This window comes from Streptomyces sp. NPDC006551, from assembly GCF_040611675.1.
Taxonomy (GTDB): domain Bacteria; phylum Actinomycetota; class Actinomycetes; order Streptomycetales; family Streptomycetaceae; genus Streptomyces.
Map to the genome: position 1 here is coordinate 143,558 of NZ_JBEXOT010000007.1, position 16,420 is coordinate 159,977.

General features: G+C 72.5%; 16 protein-coding genes. 5 read left to right on the forward strand and 11 right to left on the reverse strand.

Annotated features, from left to right (window positions below):
* Positions 1-81 precede the first annotated feature (81 nt).
* From ABZY12_RS10780 to ABZY12_RS10790, 3 genes are read right to left on the reverse strand one after another with little or no spacing between them, the layout of a single operon-like run.
* Positions 82-792, reverse strand: coding sequence for a response regulator transcription factor (locus tag ABZY12_RS10780; protein ID WP_356888947.1), 711 nt, complete (start codon positions 790-792; stop codon positions 82-84).
* Between the two features lie 8 nt (positions 793-800).
* Positions 801-2,024: a DUF5931 domain-containing protein gene (locus ABZY12_RS10785; protein WP_356888948.1), complete on the reverse strand. Its 1,224-nt coding sequence runs from the start codon at positions 2,022-2,024 to the stop codon at positions 801-803.
* 31 nt (positions 2,025-2,055) lie between these two features.
* Entirely contained in the window at positions 2,056-2,802 is a 747-nt protein-coding gene (locus ABZY12_RS10790) for a lysophospholipid acyltransferase family protein (protein ID WP_356888949.1), read from the reverse strand.
* Between the two features lie 185 nt (positions 2,803-2,987).
* Here ABZY12_RS10790 and ABZY12_RS10795 point away from each other — a divergent pair, with 185 nt between their 5' ends.
* Together ABZY12_RS10795 and ABZY12_RS10800 are read left to right on the forward strand one after the other, a co-directional pair.
* Positions 2,988-3,770 (forward strand): alpha/beta fold hydrolase, encoded by a 783-nt coding sequence (locus ABZY12_RS10795; protein WP_356888950.1) that lies wholly within the window; start codon positions 2,988-2,990, stop codon positions 3,768-3,770.
* Complete coding sequence (locus ABZY12_RS10800) at positions 3,763-4,416, forward strand: hypothetical protein (RefSeq protein ID WP_356888951.1); 654 nt, start codon at positions 3,763-3,765, stop codon at positions 4,414-4,416. Before ABZY12_RS10795 ends, ABZY12_RS10800 begins: the two co-directional genes overlap by 8 nt.
* A gap of 21 nt (positions 4,417-4,437) precedes the next feature.
* Here the strand turns inward: ABZY12_RS10800 and ABZY12_RS10805 are convergent, their stop codons facing one another.
* The 6 genes from ABZY12_RS10805 to ABZY12_RS10830 form a co-directional block, all read right to left on the reverse strand.
* On the reverse strand, positions 4,438-5,181 hold the full coding sequence (locus tag ABZY12_RS10805; protein WP_356888952.1) for an endonuclease/exonuclease/phosphatase family protein: 744 nt from the start codon (positions 5,179-5,181) through the stop codon (positions 4,438-4,440).
* A gap of 108 nt (positions 5,182-5,289) precedes the next feature.
* Positions 5,290-6,231 carry an ROK family glucokinase gene (locus tag ABZY12_RS10810; protein WP_356888953.1) on the reverse strand — a complete coding sequence of 314 codons (942 nt, stop codon included), beginning with the start codon at positions 6,229-6,231 and terminating at the stop codon, positions 5,290-5,292.
* Between the two features lie 66 nt (positions 6,232-6,297).
* The gene (locus ABZY12_RS10815; protein WP_356888954.1) at positions 6,298-6,759 is read right to left on the reverse strand and encodes a DUF5304 domain-containing protein; all 462 of its coding nucleotides are present in this window, start codon (positions 6,757-6,759) and stop codon (positions 6,298-6,300) included.
* Positions 6,760-6,812: 53 nt separating this feature from the next.
* Positions 6,813-7,943: an ArsA-related P-loop ATPase gene (locus tag ABZY12_RS10820; protein WP_356888955.1), complete on the reverse strand. Its 1,131-nt coding sequence runs from the start codon at positions 7,941-7,943 to the stop codon at positions 6,813-6,815.
* 329 nt (positions 7,944-8,272) lie between these two features.
* Complete coding sequence (locus tag ABZY12_RS10825; protein WP_356888956.1) at positions 8,273-8,716, reverse strand: SRPBCC family protein; 444 nt, start codon at positions 8,714-8,716, stop codon at positions 8,273-8,275.
* Between the two features lie 88 nt (positions 8,717-8,804).
* Positions 8,805-9,572 carry a metallophosphoesterase gene (locus ABZY12_RS10830; RefSeq protein ID WP_356889015.1) on the reverse strand — a complete coding sequence of 256 codons (768 nt, stop codon included), beginning with the start codon at positions 9,570-9,572 and terminating at the stop codon, positions 8,805-8,807.
* 264 nt (positions 9,573-9,836) lie between these two features.
* Between ABZY12_RS10830 and ABZY12_RS10835 the strand changes: the two genes are divergently transcribed.
* The gene (locus tag ABZY12_RS10835) at positions 9,837-11,633 is read left to right on the forward strand and encodes an AMP-dependent synthetase/ligase (RefSeq protein ID WP_356888957.1); all 1,797 of its coding nucleotides are present in this window, start codon (positions 9,837-9,839) and stop codon (positions 11,631-11,633) included.
* 194 nt (positions 11,634-11,827) lie between these two features.
* Complete coding sequence (locus tag ABZY12_RS10840; RefSeq protein ID WP_356888958.1) at positions 11,828-12,358, forward strand: hypothetical protein; 531 nt, start codon at positions 11,828-11,830, stop codon at positions 12,356-12,358.
* 208 nt (positions 12,359-12,566) lie between these two features.
* Here the strand turns inward: ABZY12_RS10840 and ABZY12_RS10845 are convergent, their stop codons facing one another.
* Positions 12,567-13,709: a glycosyltransferase family 4 protein gene (locus ABZY12_RS10845; protein WP_356888959.1), complete on the reverse strand. Its 1,143-nt coding sequence runs from the start codon at positions 13,707-13,709 to the stop codon at positions 12,567-12,569.
* 83 nt (positions 13,710-13,792) lie between these two features.
* Here ABZY12_RS10845 and ABZY12_RS10850 point away from each other — a divergent pair, with 83 nt between their 5' ends.
* Entirely contained in the window at positions 13,793-15,097 is a 1,305-nt protein-coding gene (locus ABZY12_RS10850; protein WP_356888960.1) for a glycosyltransferase family 87 protein, read from the forward strand.
* On the opposite strand, the gene ABZY12_RS10855 is transcribed toward ABZY12_RS10850, so the two are convergent.
* Positions 15,055-16,380, reverse strand: a complete 1,326-nt coding sequence (locus tag ABZY12_RS10855; RefSeq protein ID WP_356888961.1) for an MATE family efflux transporter — start codon at positions 16,378-16,380, stop codon at positions 15,055-15,057. The genes ABZY12_RS10850 and ABZY12_RS10855 overlap by 43 nt on opposite strands.
* Positions 16,381-16,420: the final 40 nt, after the last annotated feature.

Sequence of the window (16,420 nt, forward strand, 5' to 3'; positions counted from 1 at the left end):
GGACGGGATGCGAGGCCCACGCTAGTAGTGACGTGGGTCACTCCGACACGGCACGGAGGGTGAATTGCGCGTGGATCCTCGTCAGGCGTCGTCGAGGCCGCGCTCGATGGCGTACCGGACGAGTTCCACCCGGTTGTGCAACTGGAGCTTGCCGAGGGTGTTCTGGACGTGGTTCTGCACGGTGCGGTGCGAGATGACCAGGCGCTCCGCGATCTGCTTGTAGCTCAGGCCCTTGGCGACGAGGCGCAGGACCTCGGTCTCGCGCTCGGTCAGCTGCGGGGCCTTCGGCTCGTCGGCCCCGGCGGCCGGGGCGGGTTCGGAGGCGAGGCGGCGGTACTCGCCGAGGACCAGGCCCGCGAGGCCGGGGGTGAAGACCGGGTCTCCCACGGCGGTGCGGCGCACCGCGTCGATCAGCTCGGCCGTGCTGGCGGACTTGAGGAGATAGCCGGTGGCCCCGGACTTGACCGCCTCCAGGACGTCGGCGTGCTCACCGCTCGCGGAGAGGACCAGGACCCGCAGCCGGGGGTCGGCGCCGACCAGCTCCTTGCAGACCTGGACGCCGGGCTTCGCCGGCAGGTTGAGGTCGAGGACGAGGACGTCGGGGCCCACCGCCTTGGCGCGGCGCACCGCCTGCTCGCCGTCGCCGGCCGTGGCGACCACGTCCAGGCCCGCCTCGGCGAGGTCGCGGGCGACCGCGTCCCGCCACATCGGATGGTCGTCCACGACCATCACCTTGATCGGTCCGGCCGTCTGCTGCTGTTCCACCTGCGGTGCCGCCTGCTGCTCGCTCATCTGTCCGTTCACCTTCCCCCGTGCGTCCCGCGCTCGCGCGGGACCTTCAATTCGACTTCCGTGCCCTGGCCCGGGACCGAGATCAGCTCGGCCGTGCCGCCCAGATCCCGCAGTCTCCCCCGGATGGACAGGGCGACGCCCATCCGGCCCTCGCCCTCCGCCTGCGCGAGCCGCCCCTCCGGGATGCCGGGGCCGTCGTCCCGTACCGTCACGATCACCTCGTCCGGCCAGTCCTCGACCAGGATCCACGCCCGCGCGCCCTCGCCCGCGTGCACCCGGACATTGTCCAGGGCGGCACCGACAGCGGCGGCCAGTTCGCGGGCGGCGGCCGGCGGAAGCAGGACCGGGGCGCCGGGGTCGGAGAGCGTGACCCGCGCTCCGGCGCGCGGGGCGAGCAGCGTCCGCAGATCGACCGGGGAGCCGGCCGCGTCGTCGGGGTCATCGGGGTCGTCGACGAACCGGACCACCGCCCCCTCGGACTCGTCCTCGGAGACCAGGGACGGCCGGGTCAGGCCGCCGGCGACCAGCGTGCGCAGGGCGACCTCCTGTTCCCCCGCCATCCGGCCCAGTTCGGCGGCCTCGCCGCCGAGCGCCGTGCCCCGCCGCTGCACCATCGCGAGGACCTGGAGCACGCTGTCGTGGATGTCCCGGGCCAGCCGCTCCCGCTCGCGGGTCGCGGCCTCGATCTCCAGGGCGCGGGCGAGGGTGCGCTCCGAGGCGCGTGCGACCTCGACGACGTACCCGATGGCGATGGAGGCCACCCACACCAGAAGCACGTTGTGGAGGGTGTCGCGGCTCGGGTGACCGCGCTCGATGATGTTGGCGACGGCGACCAGCGAGGAGGCGAAGCCGGCCCAGCGCCAGCCGCCCTTGATCGCGTACGCGAGGACGGCTCCGGCGGTCCATATCGACGGCAGGGTGGGGCCGTCGACGGTCCGGGCCTGCGCGTCGGCCAGCGGGGTGAGCAGGATGCCGGTGAGCGCGACCGTGAGGTCGGCGCCCAGGAAGCGCTTGGTGCAGCTGGCCGCGTTGGCCACCTTGGGGAGGGTGGCCAGGTTCCAGACGCACAGCACGGCGAGGAAGGCGACGGCCACCCACGGCCGTTCGTAGCGGTCCCGGGAGAAGGCGAAGAGCAGGACCGCGTAGATCATCGTCAGGACGCGGTACGCCGTGAGCGCGCGCCACAGCGGCTGCTCGACCGACATCCGCACGACACGCTCGCGCTTGGCCATCTCCCCCACCCCACGGCGCCCCCGGCAGGGGTCAGGCGCCGGACTCTTCCCGTGCCGCGATCTCGGCCTTGACGGCCTCCTTGGCGGCCTTCTCCGCCTCGGCGATCTGACGCTTGGCGGCCGTCGCGTAGATGTCGACGTACTCCTGGCCGGACAGCTTCATGATCTCGTACATGACCTCGTCGGTCACCGAGCGGAGGATGAAGCGGTCCCCCTCCATGCCCTGGTAGCGGCTGAAGTCCAGCGGCTTGCCGATCCGGATCCCCGGGCGCATCAGCTTGGGGACGACCTTGCCGGGCGGCTGGATCTTCTCGGTGTCGATCATGGCGACCGGGATCACGGGCGCGCCGGTGGCGAGCGCCACGCGCGCGAGGCCGCCCGGCTTGCCGCGGTAGAGCCGGCCGTCAGGAGAGCGGGTGCCCTCGGGATAGATCCCGAAGAGTCCGCCCTTCTCGATGACCTCGATACCGGCCTTGATCGCCGCCTCGCCGGCGCCGCGCGCTCCGGAGCGGTCCACCGGGAGCTGGCCGACGCCCTTGAAGAAGGCGGCGGTGAGCTTGCCCTTCACCCCGGGCGACGTGAAGTACTCGGCCTTGGCGATGAAGGTGACCTTGCGGTCGAGGACGGCGGGCAGGAAGAAGGAGTCCGAGAACGACAGATGGTTGCTCGCGAGGATCGCCGGCCCCTCGGCGGGAATGTTCTCGAGGCCCTCCACCCACGGCCTGAAGGCGAGCTTCAGCGACCCTCCGATGGAGAACTTCATTGCGCCGTAGATCAACTCGAATACCTTCCGTGTGCCGTCGGAAAGACCTTATCCCGCCTTGTCCCGCACTCCCGCGCCGGAGCGGCCCACGGCGGGGCACCTTCGTGCGAACGGACCTGGTCGGTGTCGGTCCGGTCGCGTACGGTGAAGGTCCTTCCCTCTTTGTCGTTGCTTCGTCGAACCCATGAACAGGAGACCCCGTGCCGGTCCTTCCTGGAGCCGAGCCGTACCGCCATGAGGGCGGAGAGGTCGGCGTCCTTCTCTGTCACGGCTTCACCGGTTCCCCGCAGTCGCTGCGCCCCTGGGCCGAGTACCTGGCCGAGCGCGGACTGACGGTGTCGCTGCCCCTGCTGCCCGGGCACGGCACCCGCTGGGAGGACATGCAGCTCACCACCTGGCAGGACTGGTACGCGGAGGTCGACCGGGCGCTGCGGGAGTTGCTCGCGCGGTGCGAGCGGGTCTTCGTCTTCGGGCTCTCCATGGGCGGGGCGCTGGCACTGCGGCTCGCGGCACGGCACGGGGACGCGGTGCGGGGCCTCGTCCTGGTCAACCCCGGCAACAAGGTGCACGGTGTGGCGGCGCACGCGCTGCCGGTGGTCCGCCACTTCGTCCGTACGACGAACGGCATCGCCAGCGACATCGCCAAGGAGGGCGTGGCCGAGATCGGGTACGACAAGGTGCCGCTGCACGCGGCCCACTCACTGCGGCGGTTCTTCCGTACCGTGGACGCGGAGCTGCCCCAGGTCACCCAGCCGATGGTGCTGCTGCACAGCCCTCGGGACCATGTGGTCCCGCCGGCGGACTCGGCGCGGATCCTCAGCCGGGTCTCCTCGACGGACGTGAAGGAGATCCTGCTGGAACAGAGCTACCACGTGGCGACGTTGGACCACGACGCGGAGCGGATCTTCGAGGAGAGCTGGGCGTTCATCGGCCGGCTCGCTCCGGACGTCGTCGGGGAGAAGGGGAGCACGAGCGGTGGCTGAGCAGCAGGACGGGGAGCGCGAGCCGCAGCCCATCGACGAGGAGGCCGCGTGGGCGGCGATCGTCGCCGGGTACGGCGAGGAGCCGGCGGACCCTCCGGGGTCCAGGCCCTTCAGATCGGTGGAGGACTTGGCGCTTCCCGAGCCCGTGGAGGGCGAGAACGCCGATGACGACGACGGCGACGCCGAGGACGACGAGGACGACGAGGACGACGAGGACGACGAGGACGAGGACCCGGAGAAGCCGGCCCTCGGCAGCTCGATCGTCTTCGCGCCCGGTGTGAGGGTGGGCGGCGGCCCGCGCGACTACCGGCTCGCCGATCCGGACGAGGAGCCGGAGCAGGGCCGAGCGGACGGCAGGTCCGGCAAGTCCGGCAAGGGCGAGGACGACGACGAGGGCCACTTCGTGCCGCCGGAGCCGCCTCCGCTGCCGGAGGCGGACGCGACGACGAAGTTCGCGTGGCTGGGCGTGGTGGGCGGCCCGGTGCTGATGCTGGTGGCGGTGCTGTTCCGGTGGGACATGACGTGGTGGCTGACGACGCTGTGCGTGGGCGGCTTCCTGGGCGGCTTCGCGACGCTGGTGGCCCGGATGAAGCACGACGACGACGAGGACGGCCACGACGACCCGGGCCGGGGCGCGGTGGTGTGACGGGGTCCGGCCGGGCCGGGCTCAGCTCGCCGGGATTCTGACCGCCGCGAGGACGGGCAGGTGGTCGGTCGCCGCCTCGAGGTCGGCCTTCGGGAGGTCCGTCGGGACGCCACAGCCGAGGAATTCGACGCCCGGGGTGGCGAGGATCGCGTCGATGCGCTGGTGCGGGTCGGCCGGCGTCGAGGTGTACTCGCCGCCCCAGGGGCTGACCGCCCAGCCGTCCTGCAGCTCCTTCGCCAGGCGCGTGAAACTCCGCCCGTCCGGGCGCTCGTTGAGGTCGCCTGCGACGATCGTGTGGGGCGCGTCCATGGCCGCGACCCGTTCCAGGAGCATCCCCGACTGCGCGTACCGCTCGGACTCCCGCAGGCTCAGGTGGCAGCTGATCAGCCCGACCCTGGCGCCCGCGAACCGTACGACCGCCGTCGCGAAGCCCCGGCGGTGCAGGCCGGGGGTGAGCGGCAGCAGGACGTCCTCGGTGCGTTCGACGGTGGCGCGCAGCGAGCACATCAGCAGCGGTCCGGCGGCGGTGGCGCCGCCGGTCAGCACATAGAGCTCGCTCTTGGCGGCGAGCCGGGCGGCGTGCTTGCGCCAGCGGAAGAACCGCGGCGCCTCCTGGACGAAGACGAGGTCCGGAGCGCAGGCCCGGATCACCCGGGCGAGGGCGTCCTCGTCGTCCCGCTGGGAGCGGACGTTGTAGCTCAGCACCCGGATGACGGCCGAACCGTCCGCCTCGGTGCGGGAGTTGGGCAGCTCACTGATCGCCATGTCCTGCAACATACGACAACCGCCCGCCGTACCCCGGGGGGCGCGGCGGGCGGAGTCGTAGCGGACCACGGCCTGTCCGGTGGATCAGGTCGGGCAGGCCCGGGGGTGTCAGCCCTGGCGGGCCAGGTCGGCGGCCCCCACCAGGCCGGCCTTGCCGCCGAGCTGCGCCGCGAGGACCTGCGCGTGGGGACGGTACTGGCCGCCGATCAGCCAGCGCCGGAAGGACTTGCGGATCGGGTCGAGCACCAGCTCGCCCTCGTCCGAGACGCCGCCGCCCACGATGAACGCCGACGGGTCGAACAGCGACGCCAGGTCCGCGAGGCCGGCGCCCGCCCAGCGGGCCAGCTCGCGGAAGGAGTCCACGGCGACCGGGCAGCCCTGCCGCGCGGCGGCGCTGACGTGCTTGCCCTGGATGCCCTCGGGCGTGCCGTCGCCGAGCCCCAGGAGGATCCCGGCGTTCTCCGGGGTGGCGTTGGCGCGCTGCTTGGCGTACCGGACGAGGGCGCGCCCGGAGGCGTACTGCTCCCAGCAGCCCTGGCTGCCGCAGCCGCACAGCAGGCCGTCGGGGACGACCCGGATGTGCCCGAACTCCGCGGCCACGCCGAAGCGTCCTCGGCGCAGCTTGTTGCCGATGATGATGCCGCCGCCGAGACCGGTGCCGAGGGTGATGCAGATGACGTCCTCATGGCCCTGTCCCGCACCGAAGCGGTACTCGCCCCAGGCGGCCGCGTTCGCGTCGTTCTCGACGACGACCGGAAGGCCGACCCGCTGCTCGACCTTGTCCTTCAGCGGCTCGTGCCGCCAGTCGATGTTGGGCGCGAAGAGGACGGTGGCGCGCTTGTCGTCGACGTAGCCCGCCGCACCGATGCCGACGGCCTCGATCTGGTGGCCCTTGCCGGCCTCGGACACCGCGGCGCAGATCGCGTCGACGATGCCTTCGGGGGTCGGCGGGGTGGGCACCTTGTGCGTGTCGAGGATGTTGCCCTCCTCGTCGACCACGCCGGCCGCGATCTTCGTGCCGCCGATGTCGACGCCGATGGTGAGTCCCATGTGTCCCTCAGTTTTCGGTCGAGCCCCGCTATGGCCAACCGTACCCGAGGGGGGCGACCCTCCCGGTCAGTCGAGGTCGATGGGCTGTCCGGTTCCGGGGCCTTCGTCACGGGGATCGTCGGGACTGTCGGCGCGCGGCGCCGTCCGCGGGTCGTCGCGCTCCGGGCGGCTCTCGTCGCGCGTCCAGCGGGTCTCGTGGCTCTCGACCGCCGAGCGGTACGCGGCGAGCAGTTCGTTGCCCGCCGCCGCGAGGTGGTCGAAGACCTCCGGGTTCCGTTCGATGACGGGCTCGACGGCGGCCTTCGCCTGGCTGACGAGCTGCTGCACGGTCTGCTGGACGGCTCCCTGGCCGGCCATTCCCGTCAGCGGGCCCCGCAGCGAGGAGACCTTGTCGGCGACCGCGTCGAAGAGCTTGCGGAACTCCTCCGCGGCCGATCCGGGCTCGGCGCCGGCGGCCGCACGGCGGCGGGCCTTCTCGGCCTCCAGGTCCTCGGCGCACGCCTTGGCCCAGGCATCCGAATCGCTCATGGCGTACTCCTTACGGCTTCTACCGTCGACGGTACACGGCGTCGCGGCCTCCGTTACGACGTCTTCGGCCAGAGACCGGGGTCCGGCGTGAAGCGGAGCCTGAGATCGCCGTCGACGAGGCCGGCGCCGGAGACGGTGCATCGGCGCAGGACGGGCGGCAGCGGGACGTTGCGGCGGAACGGTCCGACGGCGAGGAGCAGTTCGTCGCCGCGGCGGACCAGGGAGAGCTCGTCCTTGACGGCGCCGGGCAGGGGAAGGTGCCAGACGAAAATGCCGTCCTCGTCCCGGCGGTCCTCGACGGTCCACTCGGGCGCGGGGGCGGGTGCCGGTTTCTCGTCGACGGCGAGGAGGGCGAGGTCCTCGGGGCCGCGGAGGTCCCGGCCGAGGTGCGGGAGGGCGTGCACCGCTCCGTCGTACGCGGTACGGAGCCGGTCCAGGTGCCGGTGCTGCTGGGCGGTCAGCGCGGCGAACCAGGGGTCCGGGGAGTCGGCCGGGAGCAGCCGGTTGGCGACGACCGTGTCGAGGGCGAGGCCGTGGAGCGCGAGCCCGAGGCGGGCGGTGCGCAGCGCGTCGAGGGCGGCGGGGCCCGGTTCGACGACGAGGCGGACGGTGGTGTCCGGGGCGTCGACCACGGCCTGGACGGCGGCGAGCTCGGCCTCCCAGCGGCCGGTGGTCTCGTACAGCCACTGTGCGGGCATGGGGACGCCGGCGAGCTGGGCGAGCATGGGGCGCAGGGCGCGGGCGGCCTGGCGCTCGGCCGGCAGCAGACGGCGCAGATAGCGGCGGAGCTGCTCGGGCAGGGCGAGGACGGCGAGGGCGTCGAGGAGCGGCGGCATGTCGACGACGACCAGGTCCCGGTCGCCGGCGGCGGCGTCGCGCAGGGCGCGCAGGAGGGCGAACTGGTGGCTGCCGGGGAGTTCGGTCAGCTCGGCGTCCTCGAGAGGGGCGGCGCCGAGGAGGTCGAGGGCGGTGGCGGAGCGGGCCTGGAGGTCGAGGAACTCACGGCGGAAGTCGGCGGCGGGGTCGGGACGGCGGATCCGGAGGTGACCCCCGCCCAGGGCCGGGTCGGCCTCGGCCGAGACCAGCAGCACGCGGCGGCCGGCCTTGGCCTCGGCGAGGGCGGTCGCCGAGGCGACGGTGGTACGCCCGGCGCCGCCGGGGCCGGTGACGAGGATGATCCGCATGCGGGGGAACGTTACCGCCCCCGGGCACCGACTCCGCTGGGGCGGTGCCCACCCCTGGGGTTGCGGGCATGCGCCTCAGCCAGGGCAGTGCCCACCTTCTCCCTCCCCGCGGGTTGTGGGCAGGCGTTCCGCAGGGCGGAACGGGTGGGCACAGCCCCCCGCGACGGCTCCGCACCCGTGGGAATCGCGGGCACGGGGAGCCTGGCCCCGGCAAGGGCACCGTCCGTTGTGCCCACCCGTTCCGCCCCTGCGGAACGAATGCCTACAACAAGGGGCGAGGGGTGGGCGCCGCCCTGGCGGGAGGAGGCCCACAGCGGTCCCGTGAGGGCTTACGCGCCCGATTCCACGCGCTTCTTCAGGCCCGCCAGCGCGCGGTCGATGATGACCTTCTCCGCCTTGCGCTTGATCATGCCGAGCATCGGGATCTTGACGTCGACCGTCAGCTGGTACGTCACCTCGGTGTGCTTGCCGCCGGCCGCCGGTGCCAGCCGGTAGGAGCCGTCCAGGGCGCGCAGCATCTGGGACTTGACCAGCGTCCAGGAGACCTCGTCGTCGCCGGTCCAGGTGTACGCCAGGGTGTGGTCGTCCTTGATCGCGCCCGCGTCGAGCAGCAGCCGGACCTTCTCCGCGCGGCCGGCCGCGTCCGCCTCCAGGACCTCGGCCTCCTTCACCTCGCCGGTCCACTCGGGGTACCGGGCGAAGTCGGCGATCACACCCATGACGTCGGCCGGTGCCGCCTCGATGGTGATGCTCGAGCTGGTGTGTTCGGCCATCGCGGTGGCTCCTCCACTGTGCGGTCCGGCGGAAGTCAAGGGCACGAACGTGCCGACCGAAGGCTATCGCGCCCCCGGGACCGGACTCTCACCACTCCAGGGCCCACGGTCGCCCGGTGGCGGCGAAGTGGCCGACGTTCACGCATTCCGTGGCACCGACCCGCATCCGCCGGGCCAGCGGCTGGTGGACGTGCCCGAAGAGGGCGTAGCGGGGGCGGGTGCGGCGGATGGCGTCGAGGAGGGCGCGGCTGCCGCGTTCGAAACGCCGGGCCACCGTGTCGTAGGTCAGCTCCGGCACGTCCGGCGGGATGTGGCTGCAGAGCACGTCGACGTCGCCGAGGGCCTCGACCTTCGCCGCGTACTCCTCGTCGGAGATCTCGTACGGGGTGCGCATCGGGGTCCGCAGTCCGCCGCCGACGAAGCCGAAGACCAGGCCGCCCAGCTCGATCCGCTCGCCGTCCAGGACGGTGGTCCCGGGGCGGGCGTACTCGCGCCACAGGCCCGGGATGTCGACGTTGCCGTAGGTGGCGTAGGTCGGGGTCGGGAAGGCGGCGAACATCTCCGCGTACTGGCGGCGCACCGCGGACTCGATCGCCGTCTCGCGGTCGACCTCGAGCTCGGACCAGAGCCGTCGCCCCAGCTCACGGGCCTCGTCGAAGCGGCGGGCGGTGCGCAGTTCGACGATCAGGTCGGCGTTCTCGACGCCGAAGAGGTCGGGGAAGATCCCTCGGCTGTGGTCGGCGTAGTCGAGGAAGAGCACGAGGTCACCGAGACATATCAGGGCGTCCGCCCCCTCCCCCGCCTTGGCGAGGGCGCCGGTGTTCCCGTGCACATCACTGACGACATGGACTCTCATGCCTGGCATGGACCCACCTTATGGCGTCGGACCTGCGGTTACTTCCGAGTCCGGGAAGGTGTGGACTACTGTGCGCGAAGCACCGCCACGCATGTGTGACGCACGGAACATCTGACCTGAACCCCCTATCGGGAACCGAGTACTGATGGGTAACGTCCGGGCAGTCCAGTCGTGCTCACCCCCACTGAGCACCTGCCCGATCTTGGACTTCACCGGTGCATCACACAGAGCCGTGGCGCCGGCGCCCGATGAGGAGCAGCAGTCTTGCGCGAGTTCAGCCTTCCGGCCCTGTACGAGGTCCCCACGGACGGCAATCTGACCGATCTCATCCGCCGCAACGCGTCTCAGCACCCAGATGTCGCCGTGATGGGACGCAAGGTGGCCGGCGTCTGGACGGACGTCACCGCCCGGCAGTTCCTCGCCGAGGTGCGCGGTGCCGCGAAGGGTCTGATCGCCGCCGGTGTCGAGCCGGGCGACCGGGTGGCACTGCTGTCCCGGACCCGTTACGAGTGGGTGCTCCTGGACTTCGCGATCTGGAGCGCGGGCGCGGTGACCGTGCCGGTGTACGAGACCAGCTCGCCGGAGCAGATCCAGTGGATCCTCGGCGACTCGGGCGCCTCGCTGGTCCTCGTGGAGTCCGCGGCCCACCAGGAGTCGGTGGAGTCGGTACGGGCGAACCTGCCGGCCCTCAAGGGCGTGTGGCAGATCGAGGCGGACGCGGTCGCGCAGCTCACCGCCAGCGGCGCGGACGTCTCCGACGAGCTGCTCGACGAGCGGATGTCGTCCGCGCACGCGGACGACCCGGCGACGATCGTCTACACCTCGGGCACCACGGGCCGTCCGAAGGGCTGCGTGCTGACGCACCGCGCGTTCTTCGCCGAGTGCGGCAACGTGGTGGCGCGCCTCAAGCCCCTGTTCCGTACGGGCGAGTGCTCGGTGCTGCTCTTCCTGCCCGCCGCCCACGTCTTCGGGCGTCTGGTCGAGGTCGCCTCCGTGATGGCGCCGATCAAGCTGGGCTGTGTGCCGGACATCAAGAACCTCACCGACGAGCTGGCGGCCTTCCGGCCGACGCTGATCCTCGGTGTGCCGCGGGTCTTCGAGAAGGTCTACAACTCCGCCCGCGCCAAGGCGCAGGCGGACGGCAAGGGCAAGATCTTCGACAAGGCCGCGCACACGGCGATCGCGTACAGCCGCGCCATCGGCACCCCGCAGGGCCCGTCGCTCGGTCTGCGGATCAAGCACAAGATCTTCGACAAGCTGGTCTTCTCCAAGTTGCGCGCGGTGCTCGGCGGGCGCGGCGAGTACGCGATCTCGGGCGGCGCGCCGCTGGGCGAGCGGCTCGGCCACTTCTTCCGCGGTATCGGCTTCACGGTCCTGGAGGGCTACGGCCTGACCGAGTCGTGCGCCGCGACGGCGTTCAACCCGTGGGACCGGCAGAAGATCGGCACGGTCGGGCAGCCGCTGCCGGGCTCGGTGGTGCGGATCGCCGACGACGGCGAGGTGCTGCTGCACGGCGAGCACATCTTCTCGGGCTACTGGAACAACGAGTCCGCGACGGCCGAGGCGCTGGCCGACGGCTGGTTCCACACCGGTGACATCGGCACGCTCGACGAGGACGGCTATCTCGCGATCACCGGCCGGAAGAAGGAGATCCTGGTGACGGCGGGCGGCAAGAACGTCGCCCCCGCGGTCATCGAGGACCGGATCCGGGCGCACGCGCTGGTCGCGGAGTGCATGGTGGTGGGCGACGGACGGCCGTTCGTGGGCGCGCTGGTCACCCTGGACGAGGAGTTCCTGGGCCGCTGGGCCGCCGAGCACGGCAAGCCGGCGGGCTCGACGGCGGCTACGCTTCGCGAGGACTCGGAGCTGCTCGCGGAGGTCCAGCGGGCGGTGGACGACGGCAACGCGGCGGTGTCGAAGGCGGAGTCGGTGCGGAAGTTCAGGATTCTGAACTCCCAGTTCACCGAGGAGGCCGGGCACATCACGCCGTCGCTGAAGCTGAAGCGCAACGTGGTGGCGAAGGACTTCGCCGACGAGATCGAGGCGATCTACCGCGCCTGACGGTCGCTCAGAACGCCCCTGGCAGGCCCGCGTCGCGGGCCGCCGGGGGCGTTCGCGCGGTCCCGGGGGCGTTCGCGCGGTCTCAGGAGCGTTCGCGCGGTCCCAAGAGCGTTCCGTCGCACCGAACGCTCCGGAGAAGATGTCCACGACGTCGAACACACGAAGACACCGACAGGAAGAGGAGCAGGGATTTCATGCGGCTCAAGCGCATCGCCGTGCTGGGGGCGGCCCTGACCGCGCTGGTCACGGTCTCGGGCTGCAGCAGCAGCTGGGGAGAGGACGCCGGCCTGCCGAAGGCGGGCGACCTGGCAGGGATCGAGCGGATCGTCAGCAAGCACACGATGTGCAGCGACCTGCGCGCCGCCTCCGGGGACGGCTCCATGAACGAGGAGGCCAAGAACCCCTCCTGGGGCATAGGGCAGCGCGCGGTGTGCGGTGACGACCGGGACGACACCCTCACCCTGCTGACCGTCACCGACATGGAGAAGTTCCAGGAGGCGAACCGGAAGGCCGCGGCCCAGGGGGGCGGCGGCCGGTTCTTCGTCGGCCAGGACTTCGCGATCGTCCCGGGCAACGACCGCGTCGCGGAGAAGCTCAAGGCCTCCGGCACGCTGCTCTTCACCTGCGAGAAGGACTTCAAGATCCCGCAGGGGTACCGGCAGGAGGAGCTCCTGGTGGACGGCTGCGCCCTGACCGACTACCTGCCCGCCCAGCCGGCCGGCTGACGTCGGGGCCGTGTCACAGCAGGTGCCGTCGGAGCGGGCCGCGCCGCGGCGGGTCCCGTCCCGGCGGGTTCCGTCCTGGCAGGCCCCGTCCTGGCAGGCCCCGTCCTGGCGGGTTCCGTCCTGGCGGGTTCCGTCCTGGCGGGTTCCGCGGCGACGGGTCCCGCGGCGACGGGTCCCGTCCTGGCAGGCCCGGTCGCCGCGGGTCGCCTCAGAGCAGTTCCTTGAGCCGTTCCGCGAGCAGGTCCCAGCGCCAGCGCTCCTCGACCCACGCGCGGCCGCGTTCCCCCATGCGCGCGCGGAGTTCCGGGTCGAGGAGCAGCGTCGCGATCCGGTCCGCGGACTCCTCGGGGGCGTCGCCGCGCACGACCCAGCCGGTCTCGCCGTCGAGGACCGCGTCCGGGGCGCCGCCGGAGTCGCCTGCGACCACCGGGAGGCCGGTGGCCGAGGCCTCCAGGTAGACGATGCCGAGGCCCTCGACGTCGAGGCCGCCCCGGCGCGTGCGGCAGGGCATGGCGAAGACGTCGCCGGCTCCGTAGTGGGCCGGCAGCTCCTCCCACGGCACCGCACCCGTGAACCGTACGGATTCGGCCACACCGGTCTGTGCCGCGAGTCGCCGCAGATCCTTCTCGTACGGGCCGCCCCCGACGATCAGGAGCACCGCGTCCGGCACCCGGCGCAGGATCCGCGGCAGGGCCCTGATCAGCGTGTCCTGGCCCTTGCGGGGGACGAGCCGGGAGACGCACACGACCACGGGGCGGTCGCTGAGCCCGAGCCGCTCGCGTACCGCGTCGCCGCCCGAGCCGGGGTGGAAGGTCTTCTCGTCCACGCCCGGCGGGAGCTGCGTCATCCGCCCGGCCGCGGCGGGTGTCAGCGCCGCCGCGATCCGCGAGCGCGTGTACTCGCCGAGGTACGTGATCGTGTCGGTGCCCTCGCCGATCCGCCGCAGCAGCTGGCGCGAGGCGGGCAGCTGCGCCCACCCCGCCTCGTGGCCGTGCGTGGTCGCGACCAGGCGCCGCGCTCCCGCCCTGCGCAGGGCCGGAGCCATCAGGCCGAGCGGTGCCGCGGCCCCGAACCAGACCGACTCGCAGCCGTGCTCGCGCAGCAGCGCGGTCGCCCGCGCGGTGACCCGAGGGGTCGGCAGCAGCATGGTGGTGCGATCCCGGACGACCGTGAAAGGCTGCTCCGCGTCGAACGCGGCGGTCGCCTCGATCCCCTCACGGCCGCGCTTCCACGTGGAGGCGTAGACCACGATCCGCTCGGGATCCAGGCGCAGCGCCATGTTGTGCAAGAACGCCTGGATTCCACCGGGCCGTGGCGGGAAATCGTTCGTTACGATCAAGGTCTTGTACATCGTGGCCGAATGTACCGTGGCCGCACCCTCCGCCCGGCACCACCTCCGCGACAGCGGACCGACAGGACAAGGACGAGGTAGGAATGACGGGCGTACTGGGCGCACCGCGCGCGGGCGGGAACAGCGGCACGACCCGCGTCACGAACGGCATCACGAGGCTGCGGCTCCCACTCGCTCTGTGGGCTCTGACCAGGGTCGTTCTGCTGCTGTGCGTCTTCAAGGTCGTCACGGTCCCCGGCCCGGACGTCACGAGCGACATCGAGGTGATCTACCAGGGCTGGTACGAGATCCTACGGACGGGCACGTACCCGCTCTCCGACGTGACCTGGCAGTACCCGCCGGGCGCCGCGCTGGCGATCCTCTCCCCCGCGCTGCTGCCGTTCCTGGGGTACTCCTCGGCCTTCTTCGTCCTCGCCTTCCTGTGCGACGCGGTCGTCTTCGGCCTGCTGCTGTACACGGGCCGGCGCCCCGGCCGTGCCCTGCGCGGCGCCTGGATCTGGATCGCCGGTGTCCCCCTGCTGGGCCCGACCGCGTACGCCCGGTACGACCTGATGGTCACCGCCGTCGCCGTCACCGCCCTGCTCGCCGCTCCGCGTCATCCCCGGGTGCTGGGGGCGCTGGCCGGCTTCGGGGCGATGCTGAAGGTGTGGCCGGTGCTGCTGCTCGCGGGCACCCCGCGCGGGCGTGCCACCTTCCGCTCCTGGTCGACGGCGGCGGGCGCGGCGGCCGGCCTGCTGCTCCTGTGCACGCTCGCGGCGCCGGGCGCGCTGGCCTTCCTGAGCTTCCAGCGCGACCGGGGCACGGAGGTCGAGTCGCTGGGCGCGCTGGTCTTCCATGTGGCGCGGCACTTCGGCTGGGAGGGCGAGGCGCGGATGAACTACGGCTCGATCGAGTTCCTCGGCCCGTACGTCTCCACCGTCTCCACGGCCGCGATGGTCCTGACCGTGGCCGCCTTCGGCTGGCTGCTGCTGTGGCGGATCCGGGCGCGGTCCTTCACGACCGCGACTCCGGCGGACGCGGCGTTCGTGGCGGTGCTGCTGTTCACCACCACGAGCCGGGTGATCAGCCCGCAGTACATGATCTGGCTCGTCGGTCTGGCCGCCGTGTGCCTGGCCTACCGCGCGAGCCGGATGCGGCGGCCCGCGCATCTCGTGGTGTGGGCGACGGCGGTGACGCAGTTCGAGTTCCCGGTGTGGTTCTCGCACGTGACGGACAGCGATCCGCTGGGGATCGCGCTGCTGGTGGTACGGAACGGCCTGCTGGTCGCGGCGACGCTCAGCGCCTGCCGGATCCTGTGGCGGCAGACGGTGGTGGAGCCGCGCCTCGCGGTACCGGCGCTGCCGGTTCAGGCGGACCCGGACCGCGAGAAGACGATGTCGGCCTCCTGACGGAGGGGCGTACGGCGGTGCAGCAGGGCCAGGGCCGCGCACTGCCCGGCCATCGCGAGGGCCATCGCCAGGCAGATCCCGGGCAGCCCGAGCCCTGACAGGGCGTACGCGAGCGGGAGCTGCGCCAGGACACCGGCGACGGTGATCCGGGCGAGCCGGGGGCTGCCGCCGCTGCCCTCGAAGACCCCGGCGAGGGCGATGAACCCGGCCGTGAGGACGAGGCTGGGGCCCAGACAGCGCAGGAAGAGGGCGCCGGCGGCCGCGACGTCCGGGCCGGCCCCGAAGGAGCGCATGACGAGGTCGGCGGTGAGCAGCAGCAGTCCGGCGGCCGCGGTCCCGAGGACACCGCCGAGGAGCAGGGCCTGGCGGCCGACGGCCCGGCGTTCGTCGCGGCCCGCGCCGAGCAGATGGGCGGTGTGGATGGCGGCGGCCTGGCGCACGGCGTAGAACGCCATGGTCGCGACGTACATGGCCTTGGTGGCGATGCCGTACGCGGCGACCTCGGTCACTCCGAGCCGTGCCACGACGGCGACGAGGGCGAGGGCGCCGGCCATCCGGACCACGAAGTCGAGGGAGATGGGCAGTCCGGTGGAGGCGGTACGGCGGAGGGCCGCGGAGGTGCCTTCGGCCGGTGGGGCCGAGCCCGCCGCGCGAAGGTGCGGGTCGCGGCCCAGCGCCACGAGCCCGGCGACGAGGGCCACGCTCCGGCCGATGACGGTGGCGAGGGCGGCGCCCCGCACTCCGTACGCGTGGATGAGCGGCGGATCGAGGATGAGGATCAGTCCATTGGCGAGGAACGCGAGGCGCATGGGAGTGCGGGTGTCGCCCGCGCCCTTGAGGATCCCGTCGACGACGTGGGTGGCGAAGAAGACGGCCGTGCCCGGCAGCGAGATCGCGAAGTAGGCGGTGGCGAGCGCGAGCGCGGGGGTGTCGTCGCCGCCGAGGACGAGCCGGGCGAGCGGTTCGCGCAGCAGGTACCCGCCGATCGCGAGGGGCGGGACGAGCAGCGCGCCGAGGGTCCAGCCGCCGCGGACGGCGGACCGCAGGGCGCCCGGGTCGTCGGCGCCGCGGGCCCGGGCGACGAGGACGGTCGTGCCGGAGGCGGCCATGAGCACGACGCCGAGGAGGACGTTCTCGACGTTGGTGGCGACGGCGACGGCCGCGACGGCGGCCCCGCCGAGACGGGCCACCCACACCATGTTGATGATCCCGGCGGCGACCGAGGCCAGGAGTTCGAAGTAGACCGGATACGCGAGCCGTATCAGTGACCGCCGGTGCCCCATGCCCCACTCCCCTCGAAACGAGCTACCTCGATTCGAGGTG